12 protein-coding genes and 1 pseudogene are annotated in these 19,716 nt (G+C 71.4%); 4 read left to right on the top strand and 9 right to left on the bottom strand.

What is annotated here, in order from left to right:
* Positions 1-56 precede the first annotated feature (56 nt).
* The 3 genes from AB0D57_RS30080 (at position 57) to AB0D57_RS30070 (ending at position 3,159) form a co-directional block, all read left to right on the top strand.
* The gene (locus tag AB0D57_RS30080; protein ID WP_362079803.1) at positions 57-590 is read left to right on the top strand and encodes an HAD domain-containing protein; all 534 of its coding nucleotides are present in this window, start codon (positions 57-59) and stop codon (positions 588-590) included.
* A gap of 49 nt (positions 591-639) precedes the next feature.
* Positions 640-1,377 carry a Clp protease N-terminal domain-containing protein gene (locus AB0D57_RS30075; protein ID WP_362079800.1) on the top strand — a complete coding sequence of 246 codons (738 nt, stop codon included), beginning with the start codon at positions 640-642 and terminating at the stop codon, positions 1,375-1,377.
* Between the two features lie 75 nt (positions 1,378-1,452).
* Positions 1,453-3,159, top strand: coding sequence for a bifunctional 3'-5' exonuclease/DNA polymerase (locus tag AB0D57_RS30070; protein ID WP_362079797.1), 1,707 nt, complete (start codon positions 1,453-1,455; stop codon positions 3,157-3,159).
* A 13-nt stretch (positions 3,160-3,172) separates the two neighbouring features.
* Here AB0D57_RS30070 and AB0D57_RS30065 read toward each other — a convergent pair whose 3' ends face one another.
* The 3 genes from AB0D57_RS30065 to AB0D57_RS30055 form a co-directional block, all read right to left on the bottom strand.
* On the bottom strand, positions 3,173-6,541 hold the full coding sequence (locus AB0D57_RS30065) for a BTAD domain-containing putative transcriptional regulator (RefSeq protein ID WP_362079794.1): 3,369 nt from the start codon (positions 6,539-6,541) through the stop codon (positions 3,173-3,175).
* A 290-nt stretch (positions 6,542-6,831) separates the two neighbouring features.
* Positions 6,832-7,731, bottom strand: a complete 900-nt coding sequence (locus AB0D57_RS30060) for a glycosyltransferase (RefSeq protein ID WP_362079791.1) — start codon at positions 7,729-7,731, stop codon at positions 6,832-6,834.
* A 213-nt stretch (positions 7,732-7,944) separates the two neighbouring features.
* Complete coding sequence (locus tag AB0D57_RS30055) at positions 7,945-8,370, bottom strand: MarR family transcriptional regulator (protein WP_362079885.1); 426 nt, start codon at positions 8,368-8,370, stop codon at positions 7,945-7,947.
* Between the two features lie 336 nt (positions 8,371-8,706).
* Between AB0D57_RS30055 and AB0D57_RS30050 the strand changes: the two genes are divergently transcribed.
* On the top strand, positions 8,707-10,170 hold the full coding sequence (locus tag AB0D57_RS30050; protein ID WP_362079789.1) for an MFS transporter: 1,464 nt from the start codon (positions 8,707-8,709) through the stop codon (positions 10,168-10,170).
* A gap of 68 nt (positions 10,171-10,238) precedes the next feature.
* On the opposite strand, the gene AB0D57_RS30045 is transcribed toward AB0D57_RS30050, so the two are convergent.
* The 6 genes and pseudogenes from AB0D57_RS30045 to AB0D57_RS30020 all read right to left on the bottom strand — a co-directional run.
* Positions 10,239-13,247: a DUF3320 domain-containing protein gene (locus AB0D57_RS30045; protein WP_362079786.1), complete on the bottom strand. Its 3,009-nt coding sequence runs from the start codon at positions 13,245-13,247 to the stop codon at positions 10,239-10,241.
* On the bottom strand, positions 13,247-14,233 hold the full coding sequence (locus AB0D57_RS30040; RefSeq protein WP_362079783.1) for a MoxR family ATPase: 987 nt from the start codon (positions 14,231-14,233) through the stop codon (positions 13,247-13,249). The genes AB0D57_RS30045 and AB0D57_RS30040 overlap by 1 nt, the downstream gene beginning before the upstream one ends.
* Positions 14,234-14,295: 62 nt before the next feature.
* Complete coding sequence (locus AB0D57_RS30035) at positions 14,296-16,203, bottom strand: trypsin-like peptidase domain-containing protein (RefSeq protein WP_362079780.1); 1,908 nt, start codon at positions 16,201-16,203, stop codon at positions 14,296-14,298.
* A 34-nt stretch (positions 16,204-16,237) separates the two neighbouring features.
* The gene (locus tag AB0D57_RS30030; protein ID WP_362079777.1) at positions 16,238-16,567 is read right to left on the bottom strand and encodes a CU044_2847 family protein; all 330 of its coding nucleotides are present in this window, start codon (positions 16,565-16,567) and stop codon (positions 16,238-16,240) included.
* A 190-nt stretch (positions 16,568-16,757) separates the two neighbouring features.
* Positions 16,758-18,086: a phosphoribosyltransferase family protein gene (locus tag AB0D57_RS30025; protein WP_362079882.1), complete on the bottom strand. Its 1,329-nt coding sequence runs from the start codon at positions 18,084-18,086 to the stop codon at positions 16,758-16,760.
* A gap of 213 nt (positions 18,087-18,299) precedes the next feature.
* Positions 18,300-19,400: pseudogene (locus AB0D57_RS30020) on the bottom strand (CapA family protein); the annotation flags it as partial.
* Positions 19,401-19,716: the final 316 nt, after the last annotated feature.

Below are 19,716 nucleotides of genomic sequence, written 5' to 3'. Positions count from 1 at the left end.
CTCCCGGGGCGTCGTCCAGCCTCGGACATTCCGGGAATTGCGGCTATCGTGCGGTCGTGACCGGTTCGGAGCAGCGTCCGCTTCTCTTCCTGGATGTCGACGGCCCCCTCATTCCGTTCGGGGCGACGCCGCGGCAGTATCCCGAGGGATATCCGTCGTATCACTCGGGCCACTCGGGCCGCGGGCCGCAGGCGGCCGCCGCCAATCCGTTGCTGGCCAGGATCAATCCCGCGCACGGACCGCGACTGGCGGCGCTGGCCTGCGAGTTGGTGTGGGCGACGACGTGGATGGCCGACGCGAACGAATGCGTCGCGCCATGGCTCGGGCTGCCGGATCTGCCCGTGGCGATCTGGCCGGAGGACTCCGGCGAGGACGAGCGGGGCGGACTCCATTGGAAGACCCGGCCTCTCGTCGACCGGGCGGCCGGCCGTTCTTTCGTCTGGGTGGACGACGAGATCACCGATACCGACCGGGCCTGGGTGGCGGCACATCACCGAGGACGGGCCCTTCTCCATCGGGTCGATCCCTGCCACGGCCTCACGGACGCGGACTTCGCGGCGCTCACGGAGTGGCTGACAGGCGAGAGATGAGTGTCAACTTCAGGTTGACGTCCCTTGCGCGTCAACCTACGGTTGACACATGACGACTAACCCGCTCGGCACGGCATCCGTACGTCTCGACGACCTCATCGATGCCATCAAGAAGGTCCACACCAACACCCTCGACCAGCTCCAGGACGCGGTGATCGCCGCGGACCATCTGGGCGACGTGGCCGACCACTTGATCGGCCACTTCGTGGACCAGGCCCGGCGTTCGGGCGCGTCCTGGACGGACATCGGCAAGAGCATGGGCGTCACCCGGCAGGCCGCCCAGAAGCGCTTCGTCCCGAAGGCCGAATCCGACCTCGACCCCAGCCAGGGCTTCAGCCGCTACACCCCGCGAGCCCGGAACGTGGTCGTGGCCGCACACAACGAGGCGAAGGCGGCGGGCAACGCCGAGAGCCTCCTCCCCGCGCACCTCGTCCTCGGCCTGCTCGCCGAGCCCGAGGGTCTCGCCGCCGAGGCGATCACCGCGCAGGGCGTGACCCTGGACGCTGTCCGCGAGGCGGCGACCGCGGCACTCCCGCCGGCCGTCGCCGAGGTCCCCGAACTCGTCCCGTACGGCGCCGACGCCAAGAAGGTCCTGGAACTCACCTTCCGCGAGGCCCTCCGCCTCGGCCACAACTACATCGGCACCGAGCACATCCTGCTGGCCCTCCTGGAGTACGAGAACGGCGAGGGCGTCCTCAGTGGCCTCGGCGTCGAGAAGGCGGCGGCCGAGGCCCACATCGCCCACGTCGTCGGAGAGATCCTGAAGGCGAGTCGGCAGACCGGCTGACCAGGCCCCGGGCAAAGCGGCACGCCTGGTCCTGGTTCGGGGCTGTTGTCAGACCCTCCTGCGAGACTCGGAATCATGACCGAGCGCTGGGCTCTCGCGCCGGCCGAGGACGGTGGCGTGGAGGTCGCCGTCCTCGGCCCCGCCGGGCTGCCCGCCGGGCCGGTCCGCAGGGAGCCGGATCTCGCGGAAGCCGTGCGCTCCCGGCCCGAGGTGACCCGCTGGGTCTGGCGGTCGACGGCCGACGCATATCCGCTCCTGCTCGCCACGGGGGTGCGAGTGGAGCGGTGTTACGACATCGAGGCCGCCGAGACCCTGCTGCTCGGGCACGAGGGCCGGCTCGGCGAGCCCCGGTCGGCCGCCGCCGCGCTGGCGAGACTGCGCGGCGGCCCCGTACCGCCGGATCCACCGCAGCGCTCCGCCGAGCCCGGCTCCCAGTCCTCCCTCTTCGAACCCCGCCCGGTCCACGTGCCCCTGACCGATCTCCTCGAGGTGTACGCGGATCAGCGGCGCCGCCACGAAGCGACCGCGCACCCGGAGCGGATGCACCTGCTGACGACAGCCGAGTCGGCGGGGATGCTGGTGGCGGCGGAGATGAACGGCGCGGGGCTGCCGTGGCGCGCGGACGTCCACCGCGAGGTCCTGCACGAGCTGCTCGGCGAGCGGTACGCGGGCGGCGGCGAGCCCAGACGCCTGGCCGAGCTCACGGACGAGGTCTCGGCGGCCTTCGGGAGAAGGGTCAGACCCGACCTGCCCGCCGACGTCATCAAGGCGTTCGCGCAGGCCGGGATCAAGATCAGGTCCACCCGGCGGTGGGAGATCGAGTCCCTCGACCATCCGGCCGTGAAGCCGCTGATCGAGTACAAGAAGCTGTATCGGATCTGGGTCGCCCACGGCTGGTCCTGGCTCCAGGACTGGGTGCGGGACGGGCGGTTCAGGCCCGAGTATCTGCCGGGCGGGACGGTCACCGGGCGGTGGGTGACGAACGGCGGGGGTGCGCTGCAGATCCCCAAGGTCATCCGCCGCGCGGTCGTCGCCGACCCCGGCTGGCGGCTCGTGGTGGCCGACGCCGACCAGATGGAGCCGCGCGTGCTGGCCGCGATCTCGCGCGACCCCGGCCTGATGGAGGTCGCGGGCCGGGAGAGCGACCTGTACCAGTCGGTGTCGGACCGGGCGTTCGCGGGCGACCGGGCCCAGGCCAAGCTCGCCGTGCTCGGCGCGGTGTACGGACAGACGTCCGGGGACGGCCTGAAGAATCTGGCCGCGCTGCGCAGACGGTTCCCCAAGGCCGTCGCGTACGTGGACGACGCGGCGCGGGCCGGTGAGGAAGGGCGCCTCGTACGGACATGGCTCGGGCGTACGTGTCCCCCGGCGGCCGGGGCCGGCGACGACGGCGCCTCGGAGGAGGCGGGCATCCCGCAGGACGAGCCCACCGAGGCCGCCGGGGCCGCCCTCGGCGACCAGGGCTGGGTGCCGGGGTACGCCTCCTCGAACTCCCGGGCCCGTGGCCGCTTCGCGCGCAACTTCGTCGTCCAGGGCAGCGCCGCCGACTGGGCGCTCCTGCTGCTCGCCGCCCTCCGGCGCGGCTGCGCGGACCTCGCCGCCGAGCTGGTCTTCTTCCAGCACGACGAGGTGATCGTGCACTGCCCGGCCGAGGAGGCGGACACGGTCGTGACGGTGATCCGGGAGGCCGCGGAGCTGGCGGGACGGCTGACGTTCGGCGAGACACCGGTCCGTTTCCCGTTCACGACGGCGGTGGTGGAGTGTTACGCCGACGCGAAGTGAGCGACCCGGCGCCCTAGGGCCTGTCGATGCCTCGCAGGAGTTCCGTCAGCTCCCCCACCACCGGGGTGTCCGTCCCGTCCAGCGCCTCCAGAGCCCGCTTCCACTGCTCGTACGCCCCTTCGACATCCCCCCGCGTCCGCAGCAGCAGCCCCCGCTGGTGCCGGGCGAGTCCTCCCGTGTACCGGTCGGCGCGGCGGTCGGCACGGCACACCAGCAGATCGCACTCGCGCGCGGCCCGCTCGCAGTGCCCCACCCCGCGCAGGGCACGCACCAGCCCGAGCCGCGTCTGCGACTCCCCGTGCCAGTCGCCGTGGCCGCCGAGGATGCGCAGACTCTCCTCGAAGTGCGGCAGGGCGGCGGCCGGTTCGCCGAGGGTGAGGTGGGCGTAGCCGATGTTGCAGTGCGCGGAGTGCCGGATGATCACGTCGTCCATCGCGTCGCCGATCGCGAGGCTGCGCTTGTGGTGGTCGATGGCGGCCCGGGGGTCCGTGTGCTCGTACAGATTGCCGAGGTTGCTGTAGGTGATGGCCTCCGTGTGCAGGTCCCCCAGCTCCCGGGAGAGTTCGAGGCTCTGCAGCAGCGCTTCGCTCGACTCGGCGTGGCGCCCGAGCCCCTCGAGGAGCATGCCGCGGTTGTTCAGGCCGCGCCGCACCCACGACAGCACACCGAGCCGCCGCCAGATCGCCAGCGCCTCGTCGTTCAGCGGGAGCGCCTCGCTCGCACGCCCCGTCATGTAGTGCAGGCCCGCGAGGTCCCCGAGCGCGTACGCCGCGGCGGCCTCGTCCCCCAGCCGCCGCGCCGCGCCCAGCGCCAGCCGCTGGAGCACCTCCGACTCGGCGACCCGGCCGCTGCGTTGGAGGTACGGGTTGAGCAGCCGCACCAGCACGGGAACGTACGCGGACACCTTCGCGTACCGCTCCACCAGCGCCACCACGTTCTCCAGCTCCAGCTCGCCCCAGGCGAAGGCCTCCTTGGCGGAGCCGAACGACGGCGTGGCCGCGAGGTCCACCGCGTGTGCCGGCGGCTGCGAGGCGGTGGGCCTGCTGCGGTCCTCGCGGTCGAGGCCCGGCTCGACGATCGCTTCGAGGGAGCGGGCGGCGACGGCGGTGTACCAGCGCAGGGCGCGTTCGGACGCGCGGGTGTCCGGGGCGGCGCCAGACGCTCCGTTCGGCTGTTCGCCTGGCTGTCCTTCCTGCTGTCCGCCCGGCTGCCCTTCCGGCTGTCCGCCCGGTTCTTGGGCCGTCGCTCCCGCGATCTCCCGGGCGAAGTCGCGGACGAGGTCGTGGGGTGCGTAGCGGCCGTATGCCGTCTCCTCCAGGAGGGCGACATCGACGAGGCGGTCCAGGGCGGCCTCGGCGCGGCGTTCGTCGGTGCCGGACAGGCGGGCGAGGAGGGGCGCCCCGTACACGGGGAGATCGAGCGCACCGATGCGGCGCAGGGCGAGTGCGGCGTCCCGGTCGGCCTCCCGCTCCGAGGCGTGCAGCGCGTCGTGGGCCACGGCGAGTGATCTGCGCACGCTCAGGTCATCGTATTCGAGGTGATGCAACCGCCCCTCGGTGGCAGCCAGTTGACCGGCCAACGCGTCCGGGGTGAGCGCGCGGCGGGCGGCGAGGCGGGCCGCGACCACACGGAGGGCGAGCGGGAGCCGACCGGTGAGTTCGACGAGGGGGTGCCCGCCGTCGAGGCCGTCCTCGCGCCCGGAGACGGCGCGCAGCAGGGTCGCGCTGTCCTCGTCCGACAGCGGAGCGAGCGGAAAGCGGTGCGCGCCGTCCAGGGCGGTGAGCGGCGAACGGCTCGTCACGATCACCGCGCACCCCGCGCCCGCGGGGAGCAGCGGCCGCACCTGGGCTGCGTGCGCGGCGTCGTCGAGCACCATCAGGATGCGGGCCGGCGCGAGCATCGACCTGAGCAACGCGGCTGCTGCGTCCGGGTGTTCGGGGATCCGGCGCGGCTCCGTACCGAGGTCACGCAGCAACGCGGCGAGCGCCTGGCCCGGCGTGAGGGGGGTCATTCCAGGCGTGGCACCGTGCAGGTTGACGTACAACTGGCCGTCGGGAAAACGTTCCCGCAGGCCATGCGCGACGTGGAGCGCCAGCGCGCTCTTGCCGACGCCGGCCATGCCGCTGATGACGGCCACCACCGGAGCGGGGGGCGTCGGTCGCCGGTCCACGTCCAGGGCCAGGCCGAGTTCCTCGCGTACGTCGCTTCGGCCGGTGAAGTGAGCGGGTGGGGGCGGTAGTTGGGCGGGCCGGGGTGGAGCCGTGGCCGATTCCGGCTCGGCCGGGGCGGTGGACCGCTCCGTCCGGTCGGTGTCCGCGTCGCGCTCGGACCTGTGGGGTTCGTCCGCGTCGGGTTCGTCCGCGTCAGGTTCGTCCGTGTCTCGGCCGGTCCTGCCTCGGTCCGTCCCGTTGCGGCCCGTCCCGTTGTGGTCCGTTCCATTGCGGCCCGTTCCCTTGCGGTCCGTCCTGTCGCGGTCGGCCGTGTCGGGTTCCCGTTCCCTCAGGATCTCCAGGTGTGCCTCGCGCACCGCGGGTCCCGGCTCGACGCCGAGTTCCTCGATCAGGCGGGCCCGCAGGTCGCGGTGGACGGCCAGGGCCTCGGCCTGACGTCCGGTGCGGTGCAGCACGAGCATCAGCAGCCGGTGGAACGCCTCTCGCAGGGGGTGCTCGGCGACGAGGGCCGCCAACTCGAGTGCGAGGGCGGCGAGTCGCGCGGCGCCGATGTCGTGGGCGGCCACGGCGGGCGTACGGGCATCACCGCCGACGGCTCCCGGGGCTCCCCTGTCACCGGCACGCCGGGAGGTGTGAGCGTCTGCTCCAGACACCTCCCGTACTCCAGGCACCCCGGTGACCGAACCCGCAAGCCGCAGTTCGGCCTCGTATCGCCACTCCAGGACGAGCAGCCGGGCCTCCTCGAGGCGCTGGACGAGCGCGTGCCCGCCGAACTCGGGCGAGACCCCGCCGAGCGGCGTACCGCGCCACAGCGCGAGCGCCGCCAAGGCCTCGCGCAGCGCCCGTGCCCCGTCGCGTCCGGCATGCGCGGCGCGCGCGGCCGTGACGTGGGATTCGAAGACGCGGACGTCCAACTCGCCCTCGCCGACCCGCAGGAGGTATCCCGGCGGCACGGCCCGCAGCCGCTCCGGATCGTCGAGGAGCCGCCGCAGCCGGGTGACGTGGTTCTGCAACGAGGCTTGCGCGGACGCGGGCGGTGTCCCGCCCCACAGCGCTTCCTTGAGCGCGTCGACCGAGACGACCCGGCCCGGCTCCAGGAGCAGCGCCACCAGCAGCGCTCGCATCTTGCCGCTGCCGATCGATCGGGCCTCGCCCTCGGCGTCGTACAAGACCGGCGGACCCAGCAGCCCGAACCGCAGCCCGTACCGCATAGCGCCGCCCCACTGCCTTTCCGCGCGACCGCCCCGGCCGCACCCCGTGGCGACGTCGCGCCTTCCTGCGACGACTTCGCGCCGTCCGACTCCCGGTTTCCTGTTGAACCGTTGGTCACATGTTAGCGATCCGTTGGCGCGGCCTGATGGGATCGCTTCATCGGATCTGGCCCGACGGCGCGCGCGTATGACGCGTAACTCGGGGGAGTGTCGCCGCCGTGGCCGGATCCGGGGTCATAGGGGCCCCGGTCGTCGGAGGTGAACGACCGGGGCCTTTGTCCGTCCCCGTGTCAGAGCACCGGTGGCCTTCCGAGCCGGGTGAGCCGCCACACCGTCCGCCATCGCATCGGCCGCCGCTCCCCGCCCGACTCCCGCAGCCCTTCCGCGAAGCCGCCGAACCAGGCCCGCAGCCCGCCGAACGACCGCGTCCGTACGAGCGTGAGCAGCATCCAGATCCCCAGGTGCACGGGTATGAGCGGGAGGGGCAGTCGACGGCGGGTGAGCCAGACCCGGTTGCGGGCGGTCACGCGGTGGTAGATGGCATGCCGGGCCGGTGAGGTCTTGGGGTGCTGGAGGAGCAGTTCGGGCGCGTAGAGCACAGTCCACCCGGCGTCTATGGCCCGCCAGGCCATGTCGGTCTCCTCGTGCGCGAAGAAGAACTCGGCGGGCCAGTCGCCGATCTGCGCGAGCATCGCCGTCGAGAAGGCGTGCCCGCCCCCGAGGAACCCGGTCACGGGCCCTCCGCGCATCGGATCCTTCGCCCCGACGCGAGGCACGTGCCGGCGCTGTGTCTCCCCGCTCTCGTCGGCGATGCGGAACCCGACGATGCCGAGGCGCGGATCGGCGGCGAACAGGTCCCGGACCCTCCGCAGCACATCCGCGTCGACGAGCAGCCCGTCGTCGTCGAGTTCGACGACGACGTCCACGTCCCCGAACTCCTCGAGTCTGGCCAGGCCCACGTTCCGCCCGCCCGGACAGCCAAGGTTCTCCTCGACCTCGATGGTGGTCACCTCACCGGGCAGCCCCAGCCGCTCGGCGAACTCGGGCAGGGGGCAGCCGTTCCCCACGATCACTATCCGCGCGGGAGCGACGTCCTGCTCGGCCACGGAGGCGAGCAGCGCGTCGACTTCGGCGGGACGGTTCCCCATGGTCACGACGGCTACGGCGATCCGAGGCCCCTCCGACGACACGCTCACCACTCCATCCCAGGCAGACAACTCTGGCCAGGATGCTAGCCGTTCACCAGGAGTTCTCCTCAAGTGCGCCGGAAACCCCCCTCTCGAGGACGAGAAGAGCGGGCCCGCCAGAAGTCCGTCGCCGGTCGCGGCCTCAAGGGCGCGGGCGAGCACGGCGACACCGGTGTCGCCGACCGCTTCGTATCCGACCGACCCGTCCCGGGTTCGTCAACCGCGCGGCCAGGGGCGCCCGTCAAGGCGCTCGATGTCACGGTTGAAGCGGCTGAGATAGCCGGCGAACTCGGCCACATCGTCGGGCTTCCAGTTGGCCATGATCATCTCCAGGCCCTGCAGGTTCTCGGCGCGATGGGCGGCCAGGCGACGCTCGCCCTCGGCGGTGATGGCGAACTTGCGGGCGATACCTCCCTCGGGGTCGGGCATGCGCTCGACGACACCGGTGCGCAGCATGGCGGCGGTCTGCCGGTTGAGGGTGGAGGTGTCGAGCCCGAAAGCATCACTGAGCTGACCGATGGACATCAGCCCTTCCACCTGGATGCGACTGAGCAGGACATACGCACTGCGGTCCAGCCGTTGCTCACCGGCGGCCCCGCGCGAGCGGGGATTGAGCATGTGCATGTGGCGCCCGAGCAGCATGGTCTCGAATTCGAGCAGCTCGACCGGCCTGACCGCCGACTCGGCCGCCGACGCACCCGCCGACCCGGCCGCCGTCACACCCGTCGGCTCGTCGGTCGGCTCGTCCATCGGCCCGCCTGCTGGCCCATCCACTGGCCCATCCACTGGCCTATCCACTGGCCTATCCACTGACTTGTTCACGCGAGGCATCCTTCGGCTCCTGGCTCGCTCTCATCCCGGAAAGCTACCTCCCGCTAGGTATATCGCCGCGATGTGTATGATGCACAAGGCATGCACCGTACATATGGCATGCAGGATGCATATCTCCATGATCCGGAAGAGCAACAGGGAGTATCCGTGGACAGTTCCCAGCCCGCAGCCCGCTCCGGCGGCGTTGTCGGCATCCTCGCCTTCGCCGGCATCGTGGCCGCGATCACGCAGACCCTCGTGGTGCCACTGATCGGGGAACTGCCGACCCTGTTCGACACCAGTGCCTCGAACGCCTCGTGGGTCGTCACCGCCACACTCCTGGCGGCGGCCGTGATCACCCCCGTCGCCGGCCGCCTCGGTGACATGTACGGCAAGAAGCGCATGCTTCTGGTCTCCCTGGTCCCGCTCGTCCTGGGCTCCGTGGTCTGCGCCCTGTCCTCCTCGGTGCTCCCGATGATCGCCGGACGAGGTCTGCAGGGCCTCGGCATGGGCGTGGTGCCCCTGGGCATCAGCCTTCTGCGTGACGTCGTACCGGCGGAGAAGCTGGGCACGTCCATCGCGATGATGAGCGCGTCCATGGGTGTGGGCGGCGCGCTCGGCCTGCCGTTCTCCGCCGCGATCGCCGAGAACGCCAGCTGGCGCGTGCTGTTCTGGGTCGTCGCCGCGCTGACCCTCGCGGTCGCCACGCTGATCTGGTTCTTCGTGCCCGCGGGCAGCGAGAACACCTCCAAGGGCAGCTTCGACCTGCTCGGCGCGATCGGCCTGGGCATCGCCCTGGTCTGCCTGCTCCTCGGCGTCTCCAAGGGTGCCGACTGGGGCTGGGGCAGCGGCACCACGCTCGGGCTGCTCGGCGCCGCGATCGTCCTCCTGCTGGCCTGGGGCTGGTGGGAACTGCGTACCCCCGAGCCGCTGGTCGATCTGCGTGTGACCGCCGCTCCGCAGGTGCTGATGACGAACGCGGCCTCGATCCTGGTCGGCTTCGCGATGTACGCGCAGTCCCTGGTGATCCCCCAGCTGCTCCAGCTGCCCGAGGCCACCGGCTACGGCCTGGGCCAGTCGATGCTGGCCATGGGCCTGTGGATGGCCCCTGCGGGTCTGATGATGATGGTGATGTCCCCGATCGGCGCCAAGCTCTCCGCCGCCAAGGGCCCCCGGGTCACCCTGGCCGTCGGCGCCCTCATCATCTCCATCGGGTACGGCATCTCGCTGCCGATCATCGGGACCAGCTCCCCGTGGGGCCTGCTCGCCGTGACGATCGTCTGCAACACCGGAGTCGGCTTCGCCTACGGTGCGATGCCCGCCCTCATCATGAGCGCGGTGCCCCAGTCGGCGACCGCCTCGGCCAACAGCTTCAACACGCTGATGCGCTCGATCGGCAGCTCCGTGTCGGCCGCCGTGATGGCCGTGGTCCTGGCCCAGATGACGACGCAGTTCGGCCCCGTGTCCCTGCCGTCCGAGAGCGGTTTCCGCGTCGCCCTGCTGATCGGCTCCGGCGTGGGCCTCGCGGCGGCGGTCGTCGCCTTCTTCATCCCGGTACGCCCGGTGGCGGCCAAGCCGGAGCCCGGCAGCACGCCGGACACCGTTCCGGAGGCGGTCGAGGCGAAGGCCTGACCTGGAGGTCCGCCCAGGAGGAGAGGGCGGCCGGGGTATCCCCGGCCGCCCCCTCGTTCGCCCCCTTCTCACCGCACCGCGGTGATCCGGCCCTCCGTCAACCTGAGTCGGCCCCGGTCGTACAGCTCGGCGAGGTCGGAGTCCAGGAGTCCGCGGATGGTCCAGCCCGTTCTCCGCCAGCCGAAGAACTCACCGACGTACCGGATCAGTTCGTCGCGCGACATCCCCGGGTGCTCCGCCGCGAGCCTGTACAGCGCCACCTGCCGCTCCACCGACGCGATGTGCGCGGCCTTGCGCGGCGTGTCGTCGCCCTCCGGGGCGCGGGCCATCAGCACGTCCCGGCCCGCTACGTCGAAGAATTCGCCTTCGACGGTGACCTCGCCCACGCGGGCAAGGCCTCGCACCACCTCGCGGACGTTGTCGCGGACCCGGTTGCCCGTCCGGGCCAGACCCCACGCCTCACCGGCACGCTGCACCAGCAAGTCCTCGTGGACGGGCCCCTCGACCGCGATGACCCTCGTCAGCAGGTCGCGCAGCGTGTGACGGGCCTCTGGACTGTGCAGTGCGTACGGCGACGCGACCAGCATCGTGCACCTTCTGTACAGGGCCCTCCAGGGGCGGTGCTCCGTGCTCGCGCTCCTGCTCCTGCTCGTGCTGGTGCTCGTGCTCATGCCGGCGCTCGTGGCGGGCCACGGGGTGCCGGCCCGAAGCGAGTCCACCTCGAGGACGAAAGCGCGCGCGGTGGGGCGTTCAGCGGGATCCGTGGCCAGGCAGCGTGCGATCAGCGCTCCGAGGTCCCCCAGGCGGGGTGGCACCTGCCAGGACTCGGGACGCCGCCCCGGCCATTCCCCGTAACGGTCGCGCGTCGCCTCGTGGAGAAGGATCGCCCCCAGCCCGTAGACGTCGAAGGAGGGGTCCAGCGGCGCGTCCTGCGCATATCCCTCGGGCGGGAAGTAGCCGGTGGCGAGTTCGCGGTACTGCGGATAGGGGTGGGGGCGTCCGTCATGCTGGGCATAGACCCAGCTGATGAGGACCGGCCGGTCGGGGACAAGGACGACGGCGTGCGGGGAGAGGTTGCCGTGCACGATGCCCAGGGAGTGCGCCCGTTCAAGGGCCCCGCCGAGTTTGCGGGCCAGGTCGGACAGGGAGTGGAAGTTGTCCGCGGGGCCGTTGCTCCACCAGGCGACGTGGTTGAGGTTCCGTGCCGGGGCGCCCGAGACCGAGGTGATGCACCCCATGGCCAACCAGGGCGGCGTCGCGTTCGGATCGATGCCGAGAAGCGGCGGCGCGTCCTGGCCTGCCATGCGCCGTAGGGACTCCGCCTCGGTGTACAGGAGCGCCCGGAACACCTCCGGGGACGGCCGGCGGCCCTGCGGCAGCACCTTCACGACGGCCTGCCTTCCCTCGGCGTCGACTCCGATGAAAACGTCGGAGAAGTCCGCGGCGGTGAGGTACATCTGCCGCGTATACGGGCTGGACTCGGCGTAATCGGTGCCGCCGGGCAGGGTCGATGAGGCAGGGGTGGTCAGCCCGGCGCGGATAAGGGCCTCCTCGCGCAACCGGGCCCATGGAATGTCGTCCGCGGGCAGCCCCGCGGTGCCGGAAGGATCGGGGAGCATTCCGGAGACGCGTCCGGCCGGACCGTCGGCGCTGCGTTCGAGGAAGCGGGAGACTTCGAGCAGGATGCGGTCCACTTCGTGGGCGCGCAGCGTTTCGATGAGGGCCGCGCGCACTCCGGGCAGGAAGTCGTGCGGAAGGTCGGACAACTCGGTGGGAGCCGCTGTCCCGCACGGGGCGATGAGCCCGCTGAACAGGACCTCGGCCAGCACCGAGGGCGGGCTGCCCGGCAGCATGGACGCCTGCACCACCCGCATGATGGAGACGGTGAGCGGTACGGCCGAGAGGCAGGCCGCCAACCGGAAGGCATCCGGCGTGGCCATCGCGTGAAAGTCCTTCAGGCGCCGGGCCGGCGACCTGGAATCGGCAGGGACCGACAGCGGCGTACGGCGCGCGTCGACAAGCGTGACCGCGGCTTCGGTGTCCCGGTGGCCGGATCCGGCCACCAACTCCGCCCACGGTCCGAGCCACCCGGCGTTCAGCTCCAGCACGGGGACGGGGACGCTGCCGGCCGGCAGGTCCCGGGTGCGGCGCCGGAGCCCGGTGTACGCCATCTCGGTGTTGGCGGCGGAGGGCACCGCGCGGCGCAGCCGAGCGGGAACGACGGGAAGAGCCGTGCGGTGCCACAGATGTTCGGGGAGGGCCTGGAGAACGGCGAGGGGACCGGCGGCGGCCCACCGCCGCACGGCCTCCCGGGCCGACGGGTCGTGCCAGCCGGGAGCCACCCCGTCCGTGAGGACGAGCACCAGCCTGCGGCCCGACGGGTCGCATATCTCGGAGATGTCACGCATCCGGTCCGGCTCGGGCACGGGGTGCGCACTCAGTCCCGGTGGGCTGTCGGGACCTGCATGCAGATAGCGGATCCGTACATCACGGAAGGCCCCCAGCTGGATCAGCAGCCGGTGCACCTCACGGGCCAGGGACGACCACAGCAACAGACTCGCCGGGTGACCGTCCACCACGAGGACGGCATCGAGCCAGCGTTCCGCCGCCGGCCGCAGGACGGGCAGGTGAGTACCGCCGCGATGTGCGGCAGCCCGCTGGGCGATCCGCTCGATGGTGGCTTCCTCGTCGAGCTCGCGCGCGTGCCGTGACGGTACCCGGCGTTTCAGCGGCCGCAGCGCACGCAGCAACTCCAGCCGCCGGGGCAGCGACGAGTCGGCGGCCAGCCGCACCGGTCTGGCGGGCAGACGGTACGCGTCGACGGGCGACACCGCCGTGGCCGCGGCATGGACGGGGACGCCGGCGACGTCCGGTCCCCGTTCCTCGAGCGGGAGCGGAGTTCCGGCATCGCCCGCCGTCTCCTCCTGCTCCTGTGGAGTGTCGGCGGTGTGCGTGTCGACGGGGGGAGCGTCCGCGGCGGGCAGTTGTGTCGCGAGCCAGAGGATCTCGGCGAGTTCCCTCGGGGTGAGATCCTGCCCGAGCGCGGCCAGTACGGAGCGGAACTGCCCGACGCTCATCAGCGGGCCTGGTTGAGGTACTGCAGGACGAGATCCGCGACGTGCCCCGGATCGGTGCCGGTCTCGCCCGCCGCGTGCCGGGCCAGGTACACGGCCTGCAGGAGCTGGTCGGTGGCTAGTTCTCCCGTGTTCCGCCGGTCAAGGAAGAGCGAGATGAGGTTCTCGGCGTGGGGGGCCGCCGCCCCGAGGTGGGCGTGCACGATGGCGCGCAACCGGTCCGGTCCGGGCGCGGACAGGTGAAGGCGTACGCAGCGACGTAAGAAGGCGGGAGCGAAGTCACGCTCGCCGTTGCTGGTGAGCACGACGAACGGGAAGGCCCTGCACCGCACTTGGCCCGCGGTGACCGCTACCCGTACACCGTCGTCGGCCGGGCGCACCTCGGCGTCGGCCAGCGTGTCGGCGACCCGGGAGAGCTCGGGGATCTCGAAGGTGCCCTCCTCGAACACATCCAGCAGGTCGTTGGGGAGGTCGATGTCACTCTTGTCGATCTCGTCCACGAGCAGCACGCGTGGAAGCACGTAGGGCGCCAGGGCGGTGCCGAGGGGCCCCAGCCGGAAGTACCGACCGACATCGACGGCAGTCGTCGGTGAGGCCGCGTTGGCCTCTTCCAGACGGCCGATCGCGTCGTAGCGGTAGAGCCCGTCCCTGAGCGTGCTGCGGCTGGTGATCGGCCATCGCAGAACCGGGCCGAGCCGCAGCTCATGGGCCACGGCATAGGCCAGGCTGGATTTACCGACTCCCGGGTCGCCCGTGACAAGCAGTGGGCGGCGCAGGTAGAGGGCGGTGTTGACCATCTCCACGGTCTGCGGGTCGGTCTGGTACGCGGCGGCTCGCAGCGGCCACCGGTCGGCCAGACCATAGTCGTGGTCCCGGTCGAACGGCGTGGGCTCATCCGCGTAGAAGGCACGCCAGGGCGGCGGTTCGGGCAGATCGGCGATGCCGTCGTGGGGCTCGCCGCTGCCGCGGTAGATCAGCCAGTCGCTCATCGATCCAGGCCTCTCATCTCTTTCTCCGCCTGCCTTGTCCGCATGCCTTGTCCGCATGCCTGCTACGCATACCGCAGCGAGGCATCGGGAAGCCGCCGCTCAGGGTCGTCCCACAACAACACGAGATCCTGGGCATGGTGCCCGACCGACCGGTGCTTCACAGCCTCTCCCCGAAGCTGCCGCACCCGCTCGGGCCACTGCGCCGGTGGAGCGGCTCCCATGTCACCGCGCAAGCTCCTGAAGAACTCCTCTGCGGGGCAGGACTCGCTTTCCCCGTCACGTCGGCACGCACGCCCGATCCGGGACGGACATGCGGAGCGCCGGGAGCCGGAGCAGCCCTCAAGGCCGGACCGCCGCCAAAGGACCACCGGAACCCCCGAAGCCAGTGCGACCTCCAGCGCGGCCTCGGAAGCGGAGACACGCAGGGAACCCGCGAGTACCAGCACGGCCAGGGCGGGTTCGGATTCGATCCAGCCCTCGAGCATTTCGTGATCCGCCTCGTCGTCGTCGCAGGCGAGCGCCATCGACGGTCCGCCGACCGCCGCCTCCGCGGTGAATCGGTTCCAGCGAATACGCCAGTACTGGCGCAGTTCCTCGTCGTCGAACCGCTCCAGGTCCCGTAGCACCACTGGGTGCTTACGGCCCAGCCCCATCCAGGCGTGGCGGGCCCAGGGCTTCCACTCGTCGAAGGCCTCCTCCATGAGTTCCTGAGGAACGATCAGCTCCACCATCACGGTGTCGCCAAGGGATCGGCCCAGGATGGCGAGCTGTTCCGGAAGCAGCCGCCGGGCCAGTGCCAGCGCCTCGGCAAGCGGCAGCGCGGCCGACTCGGCCGCGGCCGGAGAAATGGCGTCCTGGCCCTCGTAGCGCCACATCGCCACGTGGTAGCGGCTGTGGTCGACCGGGGACGGTCTGAAGCGGACCATGACCGATCTCTGGACCGTGGGGCGCGGGGAGGAGGACTGGAGAAGCTGAGCCAGGTCTCGCCGGTCCAGTTGCCGCACATCGCCCTGCGACTCGATCCAGGAGCGAAGCCTCGTTCCAAGATCTCCGGGCAGCTTGCACGCGACAGCGGCAACATGGCGGAACACGCGAGGCATCCCATGGTCCGCGGTGCCCAGAGCATCCAACTCGCCGATCACATCGCGGTGTTCGTGCAGGGGCAGTTCCGGGTGGGCCGCGTAACGCCCCGCTGCGTCGCGGAACGCCGCGGGCAGGCTCTCGGACTCGGGCACGGGGGCGGTGGCCAGCAGACCGAACAACTTGCGCTGCGCCCGTACCTGGATGGACGCGCTCCACAGCGACGTGGCGTCGCCTTCCGTGGCATCGGGCCACCTCAGGTCTTGTGCGTGGAAGGCGTCGTGCGCGCGGACGAGTGCCCGATAGACCGCCGGGTCGAGCCTTCGCAGCGCCCCGATCGGCGTCGCCAGACCTCCCATGTCCGTACTGTCCATCCGGGTGGCCTTCACCACCGCGCACACCCCTCCGGTGCTGAGGTTGAGGACCGGGCCCCCCGACATGCCGGGGGTGACCTCGTCCTGTTTCAGCCGGAGCATCAGTCCGCCGTCGAGGAACTGATCGCCCTGATAGACGAAGGTCGAGGTGAGCGGCTCAGGTTCGGATCGGTATTTGTCGGAATGGCCGACAGTGGCCAACTGCTGCCCTCCCATGGGGATCCGGTCGTGCCACCAGGCACAGGGGTGGCCTTCGGGCGGGTCCACCAGCCGGACGATCGCCAGATCGGGATACGGCCACAAGCCGCCGTACGCCGGAGCGGGCGAGGCGGCCGACACCGTACCGTCGAGCTCCGCCCCTTGCCAGGACAACTTGACGGGGCTTCCCACCGCACCGGCGACGTGCGCACAGGTGACCACGTAGCCCGGGGCGGCCAGGAATCCGCTCCCGGCAATCCTCCCCTGGACCTGGACAAGACACTGTTTGGCCGACTGAGTCAGCTGCGCCGTCTGCATGGCCTGATCCCCGATCGAGCCGGCTCGGACGCGGTCACTGCTGCGCCTCGTCCTGTGGCCGCCGACCACTCCACGACAGGGTCACCTTGACCGCGGCACTGCCACTCGTCCCCGCGAGCGCCGCGACCAGGCCGTCCTTGCCGAGCGCCAGCTCTACGCCCAGTTCCACGCTCACCTCGTCGGGCCCTGCCTGCGCGACCGCCTCGCGCACATTGTCGGCCACCGACCGCAGGACCGTGTCGAACCCCCGCAGAGCGCGGACACCGCCGTCGAAGAAACCCGAATCCTGCGGCCCCGGCGGTGCCTCGACCCGAGCCCAGATCACCTGTCCGTCCGAAAGCTGTACTTCTACCAGCTGCTGCATGTCCCCCGCCTGAACGGTACCGAGCTGATCCCACGCCCACGATAGTGCCGCCAAATGAGGGCACGCAGGGCATTCACACGTTTCCGAGGCTGCACTCCCGCGTTCGCCGCGGCCGGCTCATGACAAGCGCTGTCGCCGCCGTGTGCGCCGATCCCGCTGCGGAAACGAGGCACTGGCCGTTGCTTCCGGATCAGGCCAGGTGCCTGCTGAACCAGTCCGTGGCCAGCTCGGTGACCGATTCCAGGGTGCCGGGTTCCTCGAAGAGATGAGTGGCACCCGGGACGACGGACAGCTGATGCTCGCAGCTCAGGCGCGCCGCCGCCTGCCGGTTGAGGTCCAGCACCACGTGGTCGCGGCCCCCGACGATGAGCAGCGTCGGAGCCTTCACCTCCGGCAGCCTGGGACCGGCCAGGTCGGGCCTGCCTCCGCGGGAGACGACCGCCGCGACGTCCGCGGCGGGCTCCGCCGCGGCCCACAGTGCGGCGGCGGCGCCTGTGCTGGCACCGAAGTAACCGAACTTCATGCTCTGGGTGTCAGGCTGCTCACGCAGCCATTCGGTCGCCTGGGTCAGGCGGCGGGCGAGCAGCGCCGTGTCGAACACGTTGTCCCGGTTCTCCGCCTCGGCCTCGGTGAGCAGATCGAACAGTAGGGTGCCCAGACCGGCGCGGTTCAGCCCGGTGGCGACGAAGCGGTTGCGCGGGCTCTTCCTGCTGCTGCCGCTGCCGTGGGCGAAGAGGACGACCCCGGGGACGCCTCGGGGTACCGTCAGCCGCCCGTCGAGCGCGGCACCTCCGGCCGGCATCCGGATCTCCCTGTCATAGAGCAGAGAATCGTGCTCCGGGGAGGCGCTGCCCGCGGCCGGCGGCGCATCGGACGTGGCGTGCGCGGCGCGGTTGTGCTCCAGGCAGGCGGTGACCTCCTCGTCGCTCGTCTGCCCGAAGTCCTCGTAGAACTGACCGATCGCGTAGAACTGCCGGGGGGTGTGCAGACAGACCCCTTCGTCCGCCTCTCCTCCGAGGCGGGCCGCCCAGTCGTGCGGTGCCACGGGAACCGCCAGCACGATCCGCGATGCGCCGCGGGCTCGCGCGATCCGGCAGGCCGCCAGTGCCGTGGAGCCGGTCGCGACACCGTCGTCCACCACCAGGACCGTCCGTCCCTCGTACCGGGCCGGCTGCCGCTCACCCCGGTAGCGGCGGGCGCGCTGCTCCAGGACACCGCGCTCGTGTTCCTCCACCGCCGTCAGATCACGGTCCGTCACACCCGTCGCCCGCATCACCTCTTCATTGATGACGCGCACGCCTTCCTCGCCGATGGCGCCCATGGCCAGCTCCGGCTGGAAGGGCACCCCCAGCTTGCGTACGAGGCAGACGTCGAGCGGAGCGCCGAGGGCCTCGGCGATCTGCGCGGCGACCGGGACTCCGCCGCGGGGAAGTCCCACGACCACCAGGTCCTGGCCCTTGAGGTGGTGCAGTTGGGCGGCGAGCCGCCGGCCCGCGTCGGTTCGATCTGTGAAGTACATGGTCGCCTCCCGGGTGAGGTGAGGCCCTCGGGTCCCGAGTGAAGTGCGTTGTGCGCGCCGGGTGGCCGTTGCGCAGACGGTCCGGAGGCCGGAGCCCGGCGAGTCCACTGCCTGCGTCAACGGCGCGCCGGGCGTACGCGTCGCCGAGCGGTCCGTGCTCCCCGTCGCGTGCTTGGTCCCGCTCACGCCTGCGGCCGGCCCCTGGGACGGTCGGACGGTGAGGGTGTCGTCCGGGTTCCGTTCGACGCGTGAGCCGTAGGCCCCGCTGATCCGGCTCAGAACGTCCTGCACCCACCGCGAGTCCTCGACCGTCGCGCGCTCCAGCCGCATCCGCCGGGACCGCATCGCAGCGATGCGCACGTCGTGGAACCTGCCGTCGTCCGGGTCCACGGTGACGAAGTACAGCAGCCGGAGGTCGTCCCGGTACTCCTCGTAGCCGCCGATGCCCTCGTAGTCGTTGATCAGGTCGCCGCAGCCGTGGGTGATGAGCTTTCCTCGGTAGGACTCCAACGGCCGCGGATGGTGCGAGGAGTGCCCGTGCACGACGTCCGCGCCGCCGTCGATGAGCGCATGGCCGAAGCGGATCTGGTCACGCGGGACGAGGTAGCCCCAGTTGGAGCCCCAGTGGACCGAGACGACCACGATGTCACCCGGCCGCTTGGCCGGACGCAGCCGGGCGGAGATCCCGGCCGCGGCGGCGTCCGACGGCTCGGCGACGAAGTCGACCCCACCGCGCTGCGCCGTGGCGGCCCAGCTGCCGGGTACGCCGCTGGAGGCCATTCCCACGGAGAAGACCAGCACGCGCCGACCGCCTACAACAGGGACGATCGCGGGGCGCCGGGCCTCGTTGGCATCCCGCCCCGCCCCTGCCGAGCGAAGACCCGCGTCCGCCAGGGCGTCGAGGGTCTCCTCCAGCCCGCGGCGGCCGTAGTCCAGCACATGGTTGTTGGCCAGGGCGCAGACGTGCGGATGGGCGGCGGCCAGGGCGGGCAGGTTGGCCGGGTGCATCCGGTAGTGGACCTCTTTGCCGAGCGCGATCTCGTCGCTCTGCGTGACGGCGGTCTCCAGATTGAGGATCCGGGCGTCGGGCGCCGCCGCGGCGAGCACCTCCAGCGCGTCTCCCCAGGGCCAGGAGAAGTCGACCGGAAAGGGAATCACGCCGTTCGCCGCCTCGGCCAGCTCCACATAGGCGCGGGCGTCCTTGATGTACGACTCCGACAACTTCGGATCGCCGGGGTGCGGAAGGATCTGGTCGACTCCGCGACCGAGCATCACATCGCCGGCCAGGAACAGCGTGACGAGGTCACCGCCCATTCCTCCAGGCTAGGCCGCTCCGGCGGGTACTGCTCCCGGGCGGCGAACCGGAGCCCGCCCGCTGCCTCTGCCGTTGTGCTCCCGTGGGTGGGAGGCGCTCGGCACTCCGGTCCGGCGGCGGTGCAGGACCTGCGCCCCGGACTCAGCGCACGTCTCATGTGGTGACACGCAGGAGAGCAAGCCTCTCAGCAGCCAGCGGGATCACCATCTGGACCATGCGCTGGAAGGCGAAAGGCGCCCCTGACTTCCACCTCGACCTCGGGCAGACGTGGATGCTGCGCAATCACCTGGCTGACTTCGAACCCGAACAGTCACG

The organism is Streptomyces sp. NPDC048275, from assembly GCF_040652275.1.
In the GTDB taxonomy this organism is placed as follows: Bacteria; Actinomycetota; Actinomycetes; order Streptomycetales; family Streptomycetaceae; genus Streptomyces.
Note: the sequence above shows the minus strand (reverse complement) of the source record. Positions and strands in the feature narration are given on the sequence as shown.

Excerpts from the sequence above, each read along its gene's own strand:
- AB0D57_RS30075 (WP_362079800.1), top strand. The coding sequence starts at position 640 with ATGACGACTAACCCGCTCGGCACGGCATCCGTACGTCTCGACGACCTC.
- AB0D57_RS30070 (WP_362079797.1), top strand. The coding sequence starts at position 1,453 with ATGACCGAGCGCTGGGCTCTCGCGCCGGCCGAGGACGGTGGCGTGGAG.
- AB0D57_RS30065 (WP_362079794.1), bottom strand. The coding sequence starts at position 6,541 with ATGCGGTACGGGCTGCGGTTCGGGCTGCTGGGTCCGCCGGTCTTGTAC.
- AB0D57_RS30055 (WP_362079885.1), bottom strand. The coding sequence starts at position 8,370 with ATGCTGCTCGGGCGCCACATGCACATGCTCAATCCCCGCTCGCGCGGG.
- AB0D57_RS30045 (WP_362079786.1), bottom strand. The coding sequence starts at position 13,247 with ATGAGCGTCGGGCAGTTCCGCTCCGTACTGGCCGCGCTCGGGCAGGAT.
- AB0D57_RS30040 (WP_362079783.1), bottom strand. The coding sequence starts at position 14,233 with ATGAGCGACTGGCTGATCTACCGCGGCAGCGGCGAGCCCCACGACGGC.
- AB0D57_RS30035 (WP_362079780.1), bottom strand. The coding sequence starts at position 16,203 with ATGCAGACGGCGCAGCTGACTCAGTCGGCCAAACAGTGTCTTGTCCAG.
- AB0D57_RS30030 (WP_362079777.1), bottom strand. The coding sequence starts at position 16,567 with ATGCAGCAGCTGGTAGAAGTACAGCTTTCGGACGGACAGGTGATCTGG.
- AB0D57_RS30025 (WP_362079882.1), bottom strand. The coding sequence starts at position 18,086 with ATGTACTTCACAGATCGAACCGACGCGGGCCGGCGGCTCGCCGCCCAA.